This is a genomic window from Microbacterium sp. CBA3102, assembly GCF_007954505.1.
Taxonomy (GTDB): Bacteria; Actinomycetota; Actinomycetes; order Actinomycetales; family Microbacteriaceae; genus Microbacterium; species Microbacterium aurugineum.
The window spans coordinates 3015370-3032917 of sequence record NZ_CP042412.1; the positions used below are offsets into that span (position 1 = coordinate 3015370).

Consider the following 17548-nt stretch of genomic DNA (forward strand, 5'->3'; position numbering starts at 1 on the left):
ACACCGTGCGCGATCGTCGCGCGCGGGTTCTGAACGCATGCATGAACGCCGCACACACGGCGTCTGATGAGAGGCCATCCCATGTCCCCTGTCCGCAGGATTGCGGCCGGGTTGGCGTTGGCGACGATCGCGACCCTCGCGATCGCCACGCCCGCGTCCGCCCACGACCAGTTGGTATCCAGTTCCCCGGCCGCTGACGAGCAGTTGGCGGCCGCGCCGGAAGACATCACGATGTCGTTCTCCGGTGAGCTCCTGGTCCTCGATGAGTCGCTGACCGGGGCTGTCGTCATGGTCGTCGACGCCTCGGGGAAGGACTGGGTCTCCGGCGACGTCACGGTCGCCGGGCGCACGGTCACGGCAAGGCTCGAAGCGGGGATGCCCGTTGCCGGCTATCAGGTGCGATGGCAGGTGGTGTCGGAAGACGGTCATCCGATCGCCGGGGTCATCCCCTTCACGGTCGGCGATGCCGAACCGATGCAGGTCCCGACATCCGGTGACACGGCGACGACATCCTCCGCAGGCGAAGAACAACCGGATCAGAACGCCACAGGTTCGAGCACCACCCTCCGGGTGCTGCTCATCGGCGCAGGGGGAGCGGCTGTGGCCGTCCTCCTCCTCGTGCTCATTCGATTCCTTCGTCGTCCCCGGACGACAGCAGATGACCTGTGAAAGGCACCATTGTGAACACCACCAAGAACCTCCCCCGACTCGCCGCTGTGATCGCGGTCTCCCTGCTCGCGCTCACCGGGTGCGCTCCTGAGAGCCCCACGAGTGAGCCCACGACGCGTCCCGCCGGTGACACCGTAACCATCGAGGATGCGTGGGTGAAGTCGGCCGAAGAGGGAATGTCCGCCGGTTTCGGAACCCTCGTCAACAGCGGAGACGACGACGTGACGGTCGTGTCGGTGACGTCCGAGGCGTCGCCGATGATCGAGCTGCACGAGACCGTCGAGAACGAGGCAGGCGAGATGGTCATGCGCGAGAAGGCCGGCGGATTCTTCATTCCCGCCGGAGGGACGCTCGCGCTGGAGCCGGGAGCGAACCACATCATGCTGATGGATCTGAGCACCCCGCTCACCGCCGGCAACGACGTCACCTTCACCGTGACTTTCTCGGACGACTCCACCTACGAGTTCACGGCCCCGGTGAAGGACTACTCCGGCGCGAACGAGAACTATGAGGATGGCGAAGAGCACGAGGGTATGGATCACTGATGTCGGCGCCCTCTGAGGGCGCCCGCTCCCGACGCTCCGGGTCGACCCGGCGACAGTTCCTTCTCGGAGGAGCTGTCGCCGGTGTCGGCGCGGTCGCTGCCGTCGGAGTGGATCTCGCCCTGAACCGCGCGGATGCTGATCAGGCACCCGCCTCCACCCCGATGAACGGTGAGCAGACCGTACCGTTCTTCGGCGACCATCAAGCGGGCATAGACACGGCTGCGCAGGCGCACGGGCTCTTCGTCGCCCTCGACCTGCATGACGACGTCGATCGCGACGGGCTCGCCCGGCTGATGGGACTCCTGACCGATGACGCCGCACGCCTGACGCAGGGCCGCGCCGCGCTCGCCGACTCCGAGCCGGAGCTCGCGCTCGCTCCGGCGAGGCTGACCGTGACATTCGGCTTCGGCCCGAACTTCGTCGCGCGTGCAGGCGGCGTGGGTCCATCGTGGCTCGCCACCTTGCCTGCTTTCGGGGTGGACCGGTTGCAAGCGGAATTCTCCGACGGCGACCTCCTCCTGCAGATCGCCGCCGATGACCCGCTGACCGTGGCCCACGCGACCCGGATGCTGTTGAAGGACGCCCGGGGCTTCGCCGACGTCCGGTGGACGCAGCAGGGTTTCCGCCGCGCGTACGGAACGGAGCGCCCCGGCACGACGATGCGGAACCTCTTCGGCCAGGTGGACGGCACGACCAACCCGGAACCCGGCACGGCGGACTTCGATGAGGTCGTGTGGAGTGCGGACGGCTGGCTCGCCGGCGGGACGGGCATGGTGCTCCGACGCATCCACATGGACCTCGACAAGTGGGACCGGCTGGATCGCAGCGGACGGGATGCATCGGTGGGGAGGACACTCGCCAATGGAGCGCCGCTGACCGGCGCCGAGGAGTTCGATGAACCGGACTTCGAGGCGAAGACATCCCTCGGCTTCCCCGTCATCCCGCAGTTCGCTCACATCCGCCGTGCCCGCGGCGACGGTGCCGAACGGATCTTCCGGCGCGGGTACAACTACGACGAACGCCCTTCGGGCGCTTCCGTCTCGGAGTCGGGCCTGCTCTTCGTCTCTTTCCAGGCCGACGTCGACGCGCAGTTCGTCCCGATGCAGCGGAGGCTCGACGAACTCGACCTGCTCAACGAGTGGACGGTCCCGATCGGCTCGGCCGTCTTCGCGATCCCGCCGGGTTGCGCGGAGGGCGGGTTCATCGGTGAGACGCTCCTGACATGAGGCGACGTTCTGGAGTGAGCGCATGGCGCACGTAGGAGGGTCGACCCACGCGGGTGTGCAGCCTGCGATCGACTCGCGAGAGAGACCCCCACCTAGGCTTTCGCCCGGGTGGGGGTCTTTCGTCACGCCTAGGTCAGGCGATCAGTCGGTGGATGTTCCAGCCGTGTCCGACCTTGATGCGAGTGCCGAAGCCGGATCCACCGAGCCCTGGGTAGAGCCAGAGATCGCCTGCTTCGTCACGCGAGAGGACGTCGGCATAGCCGTCCGCACCGAAGTCGACGCCACCCGTGATCGCCGTCATGGTGTTCCAGCCGTGACCGACCTGGTAAGGGTTGTTGAGCGTTGACCCGTTGCCAGGATAGAGGAGAAGTTTGCCGCTGGTGTCACGTGCGAGGATGTCACCCTTGCCGTCAGTCCCGAAGTCTCCCGCGAGGATCATGCTGAAATTGCCCCAGCCGTTTCCGATCTGTATAGCTCCGCCGTTGAACCCGCCCGCGCCGTTCCCCGGATACAGATAGAGGTTGGCGTCATTGCCGATGGCGACGAGGTCGGCCCGTCCGTCACTGTTGAAGTCGGCACCCCCTGTCACTAGCCGCATGGTTCCCCAGCCGTGCCCAACCTGAGAGGCCTGGAACGAGTTGCCTCCTACGCCTCGGTAGAACCAGAGGGTGCCGTCGTCCCGCACAGCGATCGCGTCCCCCTTGCTATCCCCGTTGTAGTCACCGTGGATAAGAGCGCGAGTCGTTCCCCAGCCGCCGCCGAGTGTGTCGGTGGCCCACCCACCGTTGCCATTGCCGTTGTAGGCGGTCATCTGACCGGTGGTCGACACTGCGAGCACGTCGGCCTTGCCATCCCCGTTGTAGTCAGCATTGACGCCGGTACTGCTGCCTCCGAGACCCGGAAAGTCCATGGGGATCGCGGCGCCTCGTGTGACGTTCGTCTTGCAGGTGTACCCCTGGTTGGCGACGTTGGTACCGTTGCGATAGATCTCGAAGTGAAGGTGGGCTCCTGTTGAGTTTCCGGTGCTTCCCACGACGCCGATCTGCTGGCCCTTCGTCACCGTCTGCCCAGGGTTCACTGAGCCGGGGGACGCCATGTGCGCATACAACGTGGTGTATCCACTCGGGTGGGAGATCACCACATAATTGCCATACCCGCTGCTAAACGTGCGAGTGCTGACCGTCCCACCGTAGGCGGCAACGATCGGCGTTCCTCCGTTGTGCGAGATGTCGATGCCAGTGTGGCTGGGCCGCTCGCCTCCGCAGCCATCGGCGACGCGGGACACGATGTATCCGGTTGCCGGTTGAATCATCACGCCGTATGCGGCTTGCGCAGCGGGCGGTGCCGCAAAGGGTACGAGCGCACCGACGACGACCGCGAGAGCCGTCATGATTCCGATTCGGGCGCGACGAAGCGCCTGGGTTCTCTTCATTTTCAGTTCCTAAAGTTGGATGGGTACCCGCGGCCGAGGGCGTTTCACGTTCACGCTACCGATCGGCGTGCACGCGGCGCTGTCCCCTCTTCTGCCTACAGACATGCCATGCGACGCGAGATACGTTGAGAGATCCCCACGCGCGCTCCGGCACGCACAGGTTCTTTCGTACCGGCGCCCGCGCCGCGATCCTCGTGTCGCCCTTTCGCGTTCTTGAGCCAGCGTGAGAAAGCGCGAAATCAATTGGTTCGGTCGATCTGTGATTGCTGTCACCGATGGGATTGGAGGTCAGAGAAGCCCCGCAAACACGCTCCAACCGCGGCGCCGCATGCGGACCCCTCCGCGCCGATCCGGCACCAATGAGCAACGGCCCCACCCAACCGAAGTTGAATGGGGCCGCCGATGCGCTCTCTAGACGGAGCCGTAGTTTAGGCTCATTTTGGCAACTCGGGTCTGGTTGACGCCACCTTGCGGGGATCGCGCCGCCACGAACAAGTAGTTTCCCGCCGGCACCGGAATGATCGTGCTGAATTCGATCTGTGCGACGCCATCCGTCACGCCCGGGAATGTTGCCGCGAACCCACCGCTGTACACGCCAGTGCTAGCGTGCAGAAGGTAGTACTGGAGCATGAGCGTCTTTTCGGGCGTAAGACCCGTGAAGTAGGCATGGGTGGTGATCTGATAGAGTCCCGCGCCTCCGGCTCCCCCGGCCATATCGAACACACCCGATGAGAAGTACAGGCGAGTGTTCGATGTCGTACCAATCGGCACGGTGTAGTCGCCTTGCTTGCGGTGGTAAATCGGCACGTCATCCTCCGGTAGTGGTGTGGGCGTGGTTGATCCTGAGTACTCCCAGTGCCACGCCTCTGGGTGAGCTCCGTTCGGTTCCGCCCAGGAGGGATGGAACCATCCGAACTTTTGCGCATTGGCCTTCATCCACACGTAGATGGGATTACTCCAATCCGTGCGTCCGACGCCGATATCGATCGCGAGTGCCCAGCCGTGGTTGGATGTCCCCGGCACGGCTGCCAGCCCGCAGTTCCCCTGACCGCACCAGTAATTGCGGGCTTCAACCTGGCCCGCGAAATCGCGGTAGGCATCGCTTAGCGGCAGGTCTCGTCCCAATGCGGCCCGGAAGGCCTTATTCAAGGCGATCAATGCCGTCACAGCATCCGAACGCAACCGTCGGGCAGTGTTCCACGGCACGGTGGACAGCGCTGACAGTGGGATCCTGCCGTTCGCATGCCCGCCCCATGCGCCCGCCTTGACCACGAGAGAGGCTGCGCTCGCGCTCGTAGGTCTGGAGAAGAGGTCTGCTCCGACTGACGATGCGGCGACGAAAACCCCGGCAGACGATAGGAGCGTTCGACGCGAGATCCCGTGCGCGCTCATCATCGGGATGTCAGGGGACACAGGTGCGCTCGATTCAGTCATGCTCTCGATCTCGCTGTTCGAAGGATGTGAGTTTCTTTGACCGTCATACGTCTCCGTAGTCGAAGGCGGGCGCTTGGATGTGAGTTACCTGATCGCTGCTGAAGCGAAGCCTCACGAAGTCGAGTCCCACTTCGCCTGGCCTCGTGAGCGATTGAGTGTTCGTTGCCTCACGGGCGGTGATGCCGAGGAAGTCCGCGCCCTCTCCGACGTCACGCGCCTCACCTGCCAGCGCCGAAGCACGATCCGAACCGACTTTGATCCCCTCGAGCGTTGCGGCGTTCACACCACCCACAACCGGAGCGGAGATCGTAATGCTCGCACGAGCGTCAGTTAGGCGCAGCACCCGCGCGCCTTGCCAATCGTAGAAAGTCACTTCGTATCCGTTCGGATCCTCAGTGATGCTCGGTGAGGATCCGAACGCATCGGTGAGCGCCTGAATCAGCGCGTCAGGATCGTTGTAGCTGAAGGTGGTCAACTGGTCACCGTCCATCACGGTTACCGCGCTGACGCCAATCGTTAGGTCGCTCATGGTCTGAAGCCTACGAACAGATGAGCGCCGAGCGCTGTCCCCTCTTCGGCCTACAGACGCGTACACGTGTAGCCCACTAGACTGCCCTCCCCCCGAGGCATGCGGGAGCGAGTGATAGACAGGGTGAGCCGCCACGCCCGGCGGGTAGTTTCGAACCCACAGTCCGTCGCGGGAGACGCGCAGGTTCTTATTCCCCAGATGTTGCCCAACTCGGTGGGAACACGAAAAAACCCCCGGAAATCCCGGGGGTTTGTCTGTGCGCGATACTGGGATCGAACCAGTGACCTCTTCCGTGTCAGGGAAGCGCGCTACCGCTGCGCCAATCGCGCCCGTTGGGGCTATTCAGTTTTCCCGTGAGGTGGCGACGGGATTCGAACCCGTGTAAACGGCTTTGCAGGCCGGTGCCTAGCCGCTCGGCCACGCCACCGTGTGGATTGACCCCACGTGCGAAGGACCTTCCGAAGAAGATCCTCTGCACTCGAGCGGATGACGAGACTCGAACTCGCGACCCCAACCTTGGCAAGGTTGTGCGCTACCAACTGCGCTACATCCGCATTTCGTTCCCGGTTGTCCCGGGCACTCATGAAACATTAGCCGAAGATTTCCCGTCCGCCAAACCCGTTGCGAATCTCGCGCGTGTCTCGCTGACTGGTCCGCGAGGGCTCCGAGCGTCGGGTAGTATCGGTTGACGTACCCCGCGGGTATGGGCGATTGGCGCAGTTGGTAGCGCGCTTCCTTCACACGGAAGAGGTCATCGGTTCGAGTCCGGTATCGCCCACCATAACCTCCGATTCGCCGCTACTCCAGCATCATGCGGATGACTCTGTCGTCGCCGGACGCAGGCCGACCCCGGCCATCCGTGTTGTTGGTCAGAACCCAGAGCGCGCGATCCGGAGCCACCGCCACATCGCGGATCCGACCGTACTCGCCCGAGAAGAACGCGGTGGAGGCGGACAGGTCATCCAGCGGTACACGACGCACTCGCTCGCCGCGAAGGTTGGCGACGAAGATCGCACCGTCCGCGATCGCGATCCCACTGGGACTCGCCGCATCCGGGGCCCACTGCTGCACGGGATCGATGAAGGTGCCACGATCTCCGGCGCCCTCGACCTCCGGCCACCCGTAGTTGCCGCCCGCCTCGATGACGTTGAGTTCATCCCAGGTGTCCTGGCCGAATTCGCTCGCGTACATCGTGCCGCGATCGTCCCAGGCCAGTCCCTGCGGGTTGCGGTGGCCGAGGCTGTACACGGGTGAGCCCTCGAACGGGTTGTCCTCGGGTATGCCGCCGTCCGGTGCGATGCGGAGGATCTTCCCCGAAAGACTCCTCGGATCCTGTGCGCTCTCGCGATCGCCGGCGTCGCCGACGGTCACGTACAGCATGCCGTCCGGACCGAACGCGATGCGGCCTCCGTTGTGATTCGTCGCGGCCGCGAGTCCCGAGAGAACCATCTCGGGATCACCGAGCTCGATCGATCCCGGGGAGCCGGACAGCGGAAACCGCTGCACCCGGTTCTCGTCCGCCGCTGTGGAGTACGCGTAGAGCCATCCCTCCTGGACGGCGATGCCCAGGAGACCGCCTTCGCCTCGTGGCTCCACTCCGTCGATCACCGCGACCTCACGCACGTCCCCGTCGTCGGAGACCTCCAGCACCCGCGCGGTGTCGCGCTCGCTGATCAGCGCGGCCCCCTCATGGAAAGCGATGGACCACGGCGCGGCCAGATCTTCGACGACCGTCGAGGTCTCCCCCGTGGCTTCGCCCTCAGAGACGCTGTGAGGTAGCGGCGCGCAGGCGCTCAGAAGCAACGAGGACAACGACGCGATGCCCAACGCGCACAGGACACGTCGCACCTTCGACTCCATCACCGCTCCTTCCGGACCGTACGCTTCCCCTCGAGGCTAAACGCACGACCACGCAGGCAGAAGACCCGGGGGCACCGTTCCTCGGTCGCATCGTCGGTTCTGTCCGACCGTGCGCGTATTCTGCCCCGGTGTCGATGACTCACGCTCTCCCCGGTCCGTGCACGCTCTGCGGCGACGGTACGGGGTTCCGCACCGAGGAGCACTGGTGCTGTGCGGCGTGCGGCTGGCGCTACGGTGATGTACCGGACGCCGACCTCCCGCTCCCCCGCGTCGACGTCGTCTACTACATCCGCTTCGACGAGCGCGTGAAGATCGGGACGAGCAGCAACCCCCGCAGACGCCTCGCCGCGCTCCGGCACGACGAGCTCCTCGCCTTCGAACGAGGAGGGCGGTCCCTGGAGCAGCAGCGACACCGCGACTTCGCCTCCATCCGCGAGGGCGGCGAATGGTTCACCCTCACCGCGGCTCTGCGCGCGCACGTCTCGCACCTCCGCCACGAGGGAGAACCCTGGGTGCTCTACGCGCGTTGGCTGAGCGCAGCGCTACGCGGAGACGATGACCGCGGGTGGGCCGTCACATGACGATGCCGGGCGACTGCTTCGGGAAGTCCAGTCGCCCGGCACCGCGTATCGGGGCGTGATCAGGCCGTGGCTGCGCGTCCTCGTGCGTTCGCAGGCTCCGGCTGCGAGAAGAGGACGACGACGATCACCGCTGCCCCCACCACGACGTGCGGCAGCCAGACGTTGAGAGCCTCTCCGGAGAAGCCGAAGATCCAGGGCGACAGCGCGAGGAACAGGCTGGCGACGATGTCGAACACGAGATGCACGGGCATCGGGATGAAGCCGAACGGACCCCACTCGTACTTCGTGAACAGGCTGTAGACGATGAGCCCGATGCCGAGGACGATCGGGATGATGACCGCGGGTCCGCCCATGCTCGCGAAGCCGAACAGCCAGGGCGCGGCGATCAGGGCGATGCCGACGATGTAGTCGAGAGCTCCGTGGACCTTGGTGGGGATGAAACGCATGATTCCTCCTTGTGTGGCGCCGCTGAACGCGACTCACCACTGGTTCGAAGCCCTCCTCGCATCGGATTGCCCGCGGCGCGAGGAAGGGTGACGGGCGAGTGTTCGCGGCTCGGTCCCAGGCGGCGCTGCTACGGTGAGCACTGTCGGCAACTCGCCGGCATCAGGGAAGACTTCTCGTCGACCAACGGGCCTCATCGGTCATTTCGTTCTCCGTCGCCTCCTCTGTGTGAGCCCGAGGAGCGTCATGCCCATCCCGTCAACCCCTGCTTTCCGAGACCCTGCGCACGCATGGGCCGCACCCATCGCCCTCCCGAGCGGCTCGACGGCGATCGTCTACTGCGAAGGTCAATTCGGGGAGCAGGACGGCAAGACGGCGAACGGACTGGTCCGCCACTCCGAGAAGTACGAGATCCTCAGTGTCATCGACAGCACCCGCGCCGGTGCGGATGCCGGCATGCTGCTGGACGGCACCGCGAACGGCCTCCCGATCGTCAGTGATCTCGTCACGGGCATCGCGCACGCCGGTCACGTCCCGGACTACCTGATCTGCGGCGTCGCACCGGCAGACGGCCTCCTCTCGGCGGGTCAGCGCACCGTACTCCTCGACGGGATCGCTCGAGGCATGCACATCATCAACGGTCTGCACGAGTTCCTCACCGACGACGCCGAGTTCGTGGCCGCCGCGCTGCTGGCCGGAGTGACGATCACCGACATCCGTCGCCCGCGCGAGAAGAAGGACCTCCACCTGTTCTCCGGGCGGATCTTCGACGTGACCTGCCCGCGCATCGCGATCCTCGGCACCGACGGAGCCATCGGCAAGCGCACCACCGCGACGATCCTGGTTCGTGCGCTGAACGAACGCGGCATCCATGCCGTCATGGTCGGCACCGGACAGACCACGATCATCCAGGGCGGCCGCTACGGCGTGGCGCTCGACGCACTCGTCCCGCAGTACTGCTCAGGTGAGGTCGAGAACCAGGTGGTCGCGGCGTTCGAGGGCGAAGACCCGGACGTGATCATCGTCGAGGGGCAAGGCGCGCTCAGCCACCCGGCGTACATCACGTCGGCGCACATCCTCCGTGGGAGCCGGCCTGCCGGAGTGATCGTGCAGCATGCCCCGGGCCGCACGGTGCTCGGAGACTTCCCGATGGTCGCGATGCCGACGGTCGACAGCGAGATCGCTCTCATCGAGGCCTTCGCCGACACGCGTGTGATCGGTGTGACCGTGAATCACGAGAACCTCTCCGCGGATCAGCTCACAGCGGCGATCGACGGGATCGAGATCGACACCGGCCTCCCCGCCACGGATCCGCTGACCCGCCCGCTGGGGGAACTCGTCGACATGGTGCTGCAGGCGTTCCCTGCCCTCACCCCGCGGCCGACCATCCGTAGCGTCGTGTGAGAGCGGCACCGACCCGGTCGTAGCGGCGTCGGTCGAGGACGGCGGCTTCTCGACGGAGTCCTCCCTCGTGCACGCTGTAGAGCTGTTCGATGTCGACCCAGGATTCGCGTCTCTGCGCGTCCCACTCCCCCGTGCCGATCGAGAGATAGTCGCGGTCGCCGTCATGGGGTCTGCTCGTCATGCGCACGGCGTACACGCGCTCAGCGGACTCGCGTCCGATCACGAGAACGGGACGATCCTTGCCGCGTCCGTCGTTCTCCTCATACGGCACCCAGGTCCAGACGATCTCCCCCGCATCCGGCGCCCCGTCGCGCTGCGGCGCGTAGGCGACCTCCAGACGTGTGATCCGGTCCGGATCGACGCGAACGGTCTCGCTGCCGCTCATCCGCCCCCGCTCCACCGTCGACGACGACGGCGCGGGCCGTTGCTCCTCGGTGCGCAAACGCGCGGCCGGGCGCCTCGGACCTGATGTCCGAGGCGCCCGGCCGGAACCCACTGCCTTGCGCAGGATGTCCAGGAGTGATGTCAGGATGCTGTTGCTCTTGCCCACTCGGTCACCCTAACCGCAGTTCACGCGTCGACGAGTGCGTATCCCTCCTCGCCGTGGACGACCTGGTCGACACCGGCGATCTCGTCCTCGCTCGTGACGCGGAATCCGATCGTCTTCTCGATCGCGAAGCCGATGAGGAAGGCGACCACGAAGGAGTAGATCAGCACGCCGACCGCGGCGATGACCTGCACGGCGAGCTGGCGGGCGTCGCCGCCGACGAACAGACCCGTGTCGGTGGCGAAGAAGCCGAGGTACAGGGTTCCGATCAGACCGCCGACGAGGTGGATACCGACCACATCGAGCGAGTCGTCGAAGCCGAGACGGAACTTCAGCTCGACAGCGAGGGCGCAGACGATACCGGCTACGGCACCGAGCAGGAGGGACCAGCCCGGGGTGAGGTTGGCGCAGGCCGGGGTGATGGCGACGAGACCGGCGACGGCACCGGAGGCTGCACCGACCGAAGTCGCCTTGCCGTCCTTGATGCGCTCGATGAGGATCCAGCCCAGGATCGCGGCCGCGGTGGCGCCGAGCGTGTTCAGCCCGATGAGTCCGACTCCGCCCATGTCCTCAGCGAGCCACTCCGCACCGGCGTTGAAACCGAACCAGCCGAACCACAGCAGTGCGGCACCGAGGAGGGTCAGCGGCACGTTGTGCGGCTTCAGGATGCCCTTCTGGAAGCCGATGCGCTTTCCGAGGACCAGAGCGAGCGCCAGGGCGGCTGCACCCGCGTTGATGTGGACCGCAGTACCGCCGGCGTAGTCGATCACGCCGATGCCGCTGTCCTCACCGAAGAGCGTCGTGCCGAGGTTCATGATCCAGCCGCCACCCCAGACCCACGCGGCGACCGGGAAGTAGCCGACCGTGGCGAAGATGCCGGCGAAGATCAGCCAGCTGCCGAACTTGGCACGATCCGCGATCGCTCCGGAGATCAGCGCGACGGTGATGATCGCGAAGGTCGCGCCGTAAGCGACGCCCAGGAGCGCGACGTTCGATCCCTCACCGGACGCCAGGCTGGACAGCCCGAAGTCGGCGAAGGGGTTGCCTGCGAAGGCGGTCGGGCTGTCGACGGCGCTCATCGAGAAGCCGAAGAGAATCCACAGCACGGCGACAAGTCCGATCGAGCCGAAGCTCATCATCATCATGCTGACGACGCTCTTCGCCTTGACGAGACCTCCGTAGAAGAAGGCGACGCCGGGCGTCATGAGCAGAACGAGCGCTGTCGCGGTGATCGCCCACGAGATGTTGCCGGGAGCATCCATAGGAAAACCTCACATCCGAAGTAATTGAGAGCTTCAGTGTGACGACGCGCCGTTTCGCGCATGCGTGAGGTTTGTTTCCCCGCCGTTACAGCGCCGCTCCTGGTGTGAACATCGCGTTACGCGGCCCTTCGGGGTTACGCAGAATGCGTCAAGGCGTTGAGTCGAGAGACGGCGCGCAGGTACTTCTTGCGGTATCCGCCGGCCAGCATCTCCTCGGAGAACACCGAATCGAGCCCGAGCCCGGTCGCGATGACGGGGATCTGGGCGTCGTACACGCGGTCGACGAAGGCGACGAAGCGCAGCGCCTCGGACTGATCGGTGAGCTGATGCACGTCGCGCAGCCCGACCTGGTCGAGACCTTCGATCACACGGATGTAGCGAGACGGGTGCACCTGGGCGAGGTGACGGATCACATCGTCGAAGCGGTCGTCGGATGCCGTGCCGTCCGCCGTCGCTGCTGCCGCTTCATAGGCGTCGTCATCCAGGACGACGGCGTGTCCGTCGATCGCCCGCTGGCGGAAGTCCACTCCGTCGATGCGGAGGGTCTGGAAGCTGTCGGACATGGCGTGGATCTCGCGGAGGAAGTCCTGTGCGGCGAATCGTCCCTCGCCGAGTGCGTTCGGTGGGGTGTTGGAGGTCGCCGCCAGGCGGGTCCCCGTGGGAACGAGCTCTCCGATGAGGCGGGTCATGACCATGGTGTCGCCCGGATCGTCGAGCTCGAACTCATCGATGCACAGCAGATCCGCGCCCTTGAGCAGGTCGACGGTGTTCTTGTATCCGAGGGCGCCGACCAGGGCGGTGTACTCGATGAAGGAACCGAAGTACTTCCGTCGGGCCGGCATCGCGTGATAGATGGAAGCGAGCAGGTGGGTCTTGCCGACACCGAAGCCGCCGTCGAGGTAGACACCGGGTTTGAGCTCGGGTTCCTTCTTCGCGCGGCTGAAGAGGCCGCCGCGCTTCACCGCGGGGCCGCGGCCCGCGAAACGCATCAACGTCTCCTTCGCCTCCTCCTGCGAAGGATAGGCAGGATCCGCGCGATAGCTGTCGAAAGTCGCCGTGTCGAACTGGGGCGGCGGCACCAGGCTCGCCAGCATCTCGGGTCCGGTGACCGTCGGCTGACGATCGGTGAGGTGCACGGTGCGGCTGGTCGTGTCGGTCATCACGGTCCTGAATCGGGTGCTGGCCTGTGTCGAAGTCTTACGAATCGGGCGCAGGGTGCTCGGCGGGGATCTATCGTCGAAGGGACGGATCAACACTACGCCGTCCGCACTCACCCCCTCGTCCGCTCACACGCTTCGGAGATCCCATGGCCATCGAGTTCGATTCCTCCTCCCCCAAGTTCGCCGAGTACGCCGAGCCCGGTCGCCTCGTGACCACGGAGTGGCTCGCCCAGCGGCTCGGAACGCCCGGACTCGTCGTCGTCGAGTCGGATGAGGACGTGCTTCTCTATGAGACGGGCCACATCCCGGGTGCGGTGAAGGTCGACTGGCACACCGAGCTCAACGACCCCGTCGTCCGCGACTACGTCGACGGCGAGGGCTTCGCGGAACTGCTGAGCCGCAAGGGCATCTCCCGTGACGACACCGTCGTGATCTACGGCGACAAGAACAACTGGTGGGCGGCCTACGCCCTCTGGGTCTTCTCCCTGTTCGGCCATGAAGACGTCCGCCTTCTCGACGGCGGACGCGATCGCTGGATCGCCGAGGGCCGAGAGATCACCCGCGAGGCGACCAGCCGCCCAGCGACCGAGTACCCGGTGGTCGAGCGCGATGACTCGGTGCTCCGCGCCTACAAGGAGGACGTCCTCGCCCACATCGGCAACCCGCTGATCGATGTCCGCTCCCCCGAGGAGTACAACGGAGAGCGCACGACGGCTCCCGCATACCCCGAAGAGGGTTCGCTCCGTGCCGGCCACATCCCGACCGCGCAGAGCGTACCGTGGGCGAAGGCTGTCGCGGAAGACGGCGGTTTCCGCAGCCGCGCCGAGCTCGATGAGATCTACCGCGACGGAGCAGGCCTGAACGATGGCGATGAGATCGTCGCCTACTGCCGCATCGGCGAGCGGTCGAGCCACACCTGGTTCGTCCTCAAGCACCTCCTGGGCTTCGAGAACGTGCGCAACTACGACGGCTCCTGGACCGAGTGGGGTAGCGCTGTACGTGTTCCCATCGTCACCGGATCCGAGCCCGGCACGCTCTGAGCATGTGACAATGACAGGGATGAGCACAAGCGACGTTCCTGAGGCCCTCGCCGACATCCGCGACGGATTCCTGGAGATTCCCGAAGCCGACCGTCTCCTGCTGCTGCTCGAGTTCTCGGACGAGCTTCCCGACGTGTCCGCAGAGGTCGCGGCGCACCCGGAGATGTACGAACGGGTCGCCGAGTGCCAGTCGCCGGTGTACATCCACGTCGAGGTCGACGACGACATCGTCACCATGCACGCCTCAGCGCCGCCCGAGGCGCCGACCACGCGTGGGTTCGCGAGCATCCTGGTCCAGGGCCTGACCGGCCTCACCACCGATGAGGTGCTCGCGATACCGAACGACTACCCGCAGTCGATCGGGCTCACCAAGGCCGTATCGCCGTTGCGGATCGGGGGCATGACCGGAATGCTCATGCGCGCGAAGAACCAGGTCATTCAGAAGCGGTGAAGCCCTGAGCCTCGAGCCAGTCCGTGATCGCAGTCGTCCAGCCGACCTGATCGTAGTTCCACAGCTTCGTGTGGCGGGCGACCGTGAACCGCGGCATGGTCACGAGGTCGGGGCGCACCTCCTGCAACGCATGTGAGGAATCCGCCGGCACGAATCCGTCGTCGTCGCTGTGCAGGATCAGCACCGGCGCGGTGAGTTCGTCCGCACGAGCGACCATGTCCAACCGGTCGAACGGGATCGGCGCATCCGCTCCGCTGAGGCGTGCGGTGAGGGGCATCTGCAGCGCCCCCATGGCCAGCTCCGGAAGCGGCGCCCGTACGCGGGCGAGCTTCGCCTGGAATCTCAGCACCGTGCGCCAGTCGACGACCGGCGATTCGAGGATGATCCCGGCGATGCGATCGCGGTGCCCGGAGGTGACCGCTGCCTGCAGCGACACCGCACCTCCCATCGACCAACCCATCAAGATGACGCGTTCGGCACCGTGCCGCAACGCATAAGCGATCGCGGCATCGACGTCACGCCACTCCGAGGCACCGAGGGCGTACGCACCCGCCTTCGTGCGCGGGGCCTCGCCGTCGTTGCGATAGGACACGACGAGGTTGGGAAGGCCGGCGGCATGCAGCACCGGCACCGCACGGAGACACTCGGCGCGTGTCGCCCCACGGCCGTGCACCTGGACCACCCAGGTCTTCGACGACGCCGGGAAATACCAGGCCGGGCACGGCCCCGCGGGCGAACCGATCAGCAGGTTCTCCCACCGCAGATGAAGCTCACTCGGCGAGGAGTAGTAGTAGCCGCTGAAGGCCGCGGCGCGGTCGACGCGAGCACCCGGCTCGATCTGTGTCAGGAGCTTGCGACGCACCGTCCCCGCGTCCGCGCTGAGCACGGCGCCGAGCTTGACATAGCCGTAGGTGCCCGTCGTGAACAGGCCGTAACGACCGGGAAGCTCGGTGTCGGGAGTGCGCTGCAGCTCGATGGTCTGTGCGCCGGTGTCGACGGCGAGGATCTCGGTGTCGGTCGCGCGACGCATGGGGGTGACCACTCGCCGGGCCACGGCGAACACGACGAGAGCGAACGCCGCCCCGAAAGCGAACAGGGCGGGGACAAGGAGGGTAACGGCGTGCCTGAGACTCTTCATCGCTTCCTGACTCTAGCCTGTTGCCGTGACCGCACCCCCCGAAGCCGGGACGCCCTTCGAGAGCGCCGTGGCCGAACTGCGCGCGACCGAGTTCCGCGATGACATCACGGTGCGCGAGATCGCCACACCGCAGGGCCTCGCGCCCTTCGCCATCGCCCTCGCCGCCGATGTGCGCCCGGAGGGTGATGGCGAGTCCGTGTACGGCACCGGCCGGTTCGTCCTGCTGCACGATCCGGAGGAACCAGGGGCATGGGGCGGCTCCTGGCGCATCGTCATCTTCGCGCAGGCCCCGCTCGAGACCGAGATCGGCACCGACCCCCTCCTGGCCGATGTGACGTGGTCGTGGCTGGTCGATGCGCTCGACTCCCGTCAGGCCGTCTACCACTCGGAATCGGGCACCTCGACCAAGACGCTGTCGAAGGGATTCGGCGGGCTCGCCATCGAGGGCGACGGGGCCCAGATAGAATTGCGGGCGTCCTGGACTCCGGAAGGCCCGTTCCGACCCCACGTCGAAGCATGGGCCGAGCTGGTCGGAATGCTGGCGGGACTTCCGCCCGGCTCCGAGGGCATCGCCGTGATCGGCGCGCGAAAGGCTGTACGTGACTGAATACTCCGTGATCTCGGATGCTGGGGAGTTCCGCGCGGCGTGCGCCGTGCTCGCCGCCGGTACCGGGCCCGTGGCCGTGGACGTGGAGCGCGCGTCCGGCTTCCGATACTCGCAACGCGCCTACCTCGTGCAGGTCTTCCGTCGCGACGCGGGGGTCTTCCTGTTCGATCCGCCTGCGATCGGTGACTTCGCTCCGCTCCAGGACGCGATCGGCGACGTGGAGTGGGTACTGCATGCCGCGAGTCAGGACCTCCCGTCCCTTCGGGAGCTCCACCTGGAACCGCGGACCATCTTCGACACCGAACTCGCCTCCCGCCTGCTCGGTCACGAGCGCGTCGGGCTCGGGGCGGTCGTCGAGGACACCTTGGGCATCACGCTCAAGAAGGAGCATTCCGCCGCCGACTGGTCGACGCGTCCGCTTCCGGACTCCTGGCTGGAGTATGCCGCTCTCGACGTCCTGCATCTGATCGACGTCCGCGACGTCCTCGTCCTGGAGCTCGAGGAGCAGGGCAAGACGGAGATCGCGGCGGAGGAGTTCGCCGCCACCCTGACACGCGCACCCAAACCCCCGAGAGAAGACCCCTGGCGCCGACTCAGCGGCCTGCATCAGGTGCGCGGCGCCCGCAACCTCGCGGTCGCCCGTTCTCTGTGGCAAGCCCGCGAGGCATACGCGCAGGACCAGGACGTCTCGCCCGGACGACTCGTGCCGGACCGCTCCCTGGTGGCGGCGGTGATGGCGAACCCGCCGTCGAAGCAGGCTCTGGCCGGCGTCAAGGAGTTCCAGGGGCGCGCCAGTCGCACACAGCTCGACCGCTGGTGGCAGGCCATCGTCGAGGGCAGGGCGACGGAAGACCTCCCCCGTGAGCGCGTGCCGAGTGACAGCCTTCCCCCGCCCGCGCGTGGGCAGACCGGAACCCCGAAGCGGATGCGCGACTCAAGGCTGCGCGACCCGTCGTGGAGGCCACGGCCGAAGAGCTGGGGATGCCGACGGAGAACCTCCTGACGCCGGAGTATCTGCGCCGCGTGGCCTGGGAGCTGCCGGGAGAGACCCCGGAGGAGATCGGCGCTGCGTTGGCCGCACTGGGCGCCCGCCCCTGGCAGATTGCACAGACTGCACAGAAGATCGCTGCGGCCTTTGTAGAAGCCGCGCAAACGCCCGACGCGACCCCCGCGACCGCTTCGTAGGTTCGATCCAACCGATTCCTCCCGGTTTTCACGG

At 66.2% G+C, this 17548-nt stretch carries 17 protein-coding genes, 4 tRNA genes and 1 pseudogene; 10 read left to right on the plus strand and 12 right to left on the minus strand.

Annotated features, from left to right (window positions below; translation table 11 throughout):
- Positions 1–81 precede the first annotated feature (81 nt).
- Genes FGL91_RS14430 through FGL91_RS14440 form a run of 3 tightly spaced genes read left to right on the plus strand, consistent with a single transcriptional unit; the run spans position 82 to position 2440 of the window.
- A complete protein-coding gene (locus FGL91_RS14430) occupies positions 82–669 on the plus strand; it encodes a copper resistance CopC family protein (RefSeq protein WP_153244156.1) in 588 nt (195 codons plus the stop codon).
- A complete protein-coding gene (locus FGL91_RS14435) occupies positions 666–1214 on the plus strand; it encodes a copper chaperone PCu(A)C (RefSeq protein WP_227991632.1) in 549 nt (182 codons plus the stop codon). The genes FGL91_RS14430 and FGL91_RS14435 overlap by 4 nt, the downstream gene beginning before the upstream one ends.
- The gene (locus FGL91_RS14440; protein ID WP_131491081.1) at positions 1214–2440 is read left to right on the plus strand and encodes a Dyp-type peroxidase; all 1227 of its coding nucleotides are present in this window, start codon (positions 1214–1216) and stop codon (positions 2438–2440) included. The genes FGL91_RS14435 and FGL91_RS14440 overlap by 1 nt, the downstream gene beginning before the upstream one ends.
- A gap of 133 nt (positions 2441–2573) precedes the next feature.
- Here the strand turns inward: FGL91_RS14440 and FGL91_RS14445 are convergent, their stop codons facing one another.
- The 6 genes from FGL91_RS14445 to FGL91_RS14470 all read right to left on the minus strand — a co-directional run bounded on the left by FGL91_RS14445 (position 2574) and on the right by FGL91_RS14470 (position 6389).
- A complete protein-coding gene (locus FGL91_RS14445) occupies positions 2574–3872 on the minus strand; it encodes a VCBS repeat domain-containing M23 family metallopeptidase (protein ID WP_131491082.1) in 1299 nt (432 codons plus the stop codon).
- A gap of 411 nt (positions 3873–4283) precedes the next feature.
- On the minus strand, positions 4284–5144 hold the full coding sequence (locus FGL91_RS14450) for a M15 family metallopeptidase (protein ID WP_227991633.1): 861 nt from the start codon (positions 5142–5144) through the stop codon (positions 4284–4286).
- Positions 5145–5349: 205 nt separating this feature from the next.
- Positions 5350–5835 (minus strand): hypothetical protein, encoded by a 486-nt coding sequence (locus tag FGL91_RS14455; RefSeq protein ID WP_153244157.1) that lies wholly within the window; start codon positions 5833–5835, stop codon positions 5350–5352.
- A 257-nt stretch (positions 5836–6092) separates the two neighbouring features.
- Positions 6093–6164 (minus strand) — tRNA-Val (locus tag FGL91_RS14460).
- 27 nt (positions 6165–6191) lie between these two features.
- Positions 6192–6262 (minus strand) — tRNA-Cys (locus FGL91_RS14465).
- 54 nt (positions 6263–6316) lie between these two features.
- Positions 6317–6389 (minus strand) — tRNA-Gly (locus tag FGL91_RS14470).
- Between the two features lie 151 nt (positions 6390–6540).
- On the opposite strand from FGL91_RS14470, the gene FGL91_RS14475 reads away from it, so the two are divergent.
- Positions 6541–6616 (plus strand) — tRNA-Val (locus FGL91_RS14475).
- Positions 6617–6633: 17 nt separating this feature from the next.
- Here the strand turns inward: FGL91_RS14475 and FGL91_RS14480 are convergent.
- Entirely contained in the window at positions 6634–7695 is a 1062-nt protein-coding gene (locus tag FGL91_RS14480; RefSeq protein WP_153244158.1) for a PQQ-dependent sugar dehydrogenase, read from the minus strand.
- Positions 7696–7829: 134 nt separating this feature from the next.
- Here FGL91_RS14480 and FGL91_RS14485 point away from each other — a divergent pair, with 134 nt between their 5' ends.
- The gene (locus FGL91_RS14485; RefSeq protein WP_153244751.1) at positions 7830–8276 is read left to right on the plus strand and encodes a GIY-YIG nuclease family protein; all 447 of its coding nucleotides are present in this window, start codon (positions 7830–7832) and stop codon (positions 8274–8276) included.
- A 59-nt stretch (positions 8277–8335) separates the two neighbouring features.
- Here the strand turns inward: FGL91_RS14485 and FGL91_RS14490 are convergent, their stop codons facing one another.
- On the minus strand, positions 8336–8722 hold the full coding sequence (locus tag FGL91_RS14490; RefSeq protein WP_047519453.1) for an SPW repeat domain-containing protein: 387 nt from the start codon (positions 8720–8722) through the stop codon (positions 8336–8338).
- 244 nt (positions 8723–8966) lie between these two features.
- On the opposite strand from FGL91_RS14490, the gene FGL91_RS14495 reads away from it, so the two are divergent.
- Positions 8967–10124, plus strand: a complete 1158-nt coding sequence (locus FGL91_RS14495) for a DUF1611 domain-containing protein (RefSeq protein WP_153244159.1) — start codon at positions 8967–8969, stop codon at positions 10122–10124.
- On the opposite strand, the gene FGL91_RS14500 is transcribed toward FGL91_RS14495, so the two are convergent.
- From FGL91_RS14500 to zapE, 3 genes are all read right to left on the minus strand, one after another.
- A complete protein-coding gene (locus tag FGL91_RS14500) occupies positions 10090–10674 on the minus strand; it encodes a type II toxin-antitoxin system PemK/MazF family toxin (RefSeq protein WP_194239232.1) in 585 nt (194 codons plus the stop codon). The genes FGL91_RS14495 and FGL91_RS14500 overlap by 35 nt on opposite strands.
- A gap of 20 nt (positions 10675–10694) precedes the next feature.
- A complete protein-coding gene (locus FGL91_RS14505) occupies positions 10695–11933 on the minus strand; it encodes an ammonium transporter (protein ID WP_047519451.1) in 1239 nt (412 codons plus the stop codon).
- A gap of 134 nt (positions 11934–12067) precedes the next feature.
- Positions 12068–13093 (minus strand): cell division protein ZapE, encoded by a 1026-nt coding sequence (gene zapE, locus FGL91_RS14510; RefSeq protein WP_134353770.1) that lies wholly within the window; start codon positions 13091–13093, stop codon positions 12068–12070.
- A 146-nt stretch (positions 13094–13239) separates the two neighbouring features.
- Between zapE and FGL91_RS14515 the strand changes: the two genes are divergently transcribed.
- Both FGL91_RS14515 and FGL91_RS14520 read left to right on the plus strand, forming a co-directional pair.
- Entirely contained in the window at positions 13240–14133 is an 894-nt protein-coding gene (locus tag FGL91_RS14515; RefSeq protein WP_131491119.1) for a sulfurtransferase, read from the plus strand.
- Positions 14134–14152: 19 nt separating this feature from the next.
- Positions 14153–14584, plus strand: a complete 432-nt coding sequence (locus FGL91_RS14520; protein ID WP_047519445.1) for a SufE family protein — start codon at positions 14153–14155, stop codon at positions 14582–14584.
- Here the strand turns inward: FGL91_RS14520 and FGL91_RS14525 are convergent.
- Positions 14568–15722, minus strand: a complete 1155-nt coding sequence (locus tag FGL91_RS14525; RefSeq protein ID WP_131491120.1) for an alpha/beta hydrolase family protein — start codon at positions 15720–15722, stop codon at positions 14568–14570. The two genes, FGL91_RS14520 and FGL91_RS14525, sit on opposite strands and share 17 nt — an antisense overlap.
- A gap of 25 nt (positions 15723–15747) precedes the next feature.
- Here FGL91_RS14525 and FGL91_RS14530 point away from each other — a divergent pair, with 25 nt between their 5' ends.
- Together FGL91_RS14530 and FGL91_RS14535 are read left to right on the plus strand one after the other, a co-directional pair.
- Entirely contained in the window at positions 15748–16329 is a 582-nt protein-coding gene (locus tag FGL91_RS14530) for a DUF3000 domain-containing protein (RefSeq protein ID WP_047519441.1), read from the plus strand.
- Positions 16322–17514 (plus strand): annotated as a pseudogene (locus tag FGL91_RS14535) (ribonuclease D). Before FGL91_RS14530 ends, FGL91_RS14535 begins: the two are co-directional and overlap by 8 nt.
- The last annotated feature ends 34 nt before the right edge of the window (positions 17515–17548 follow it).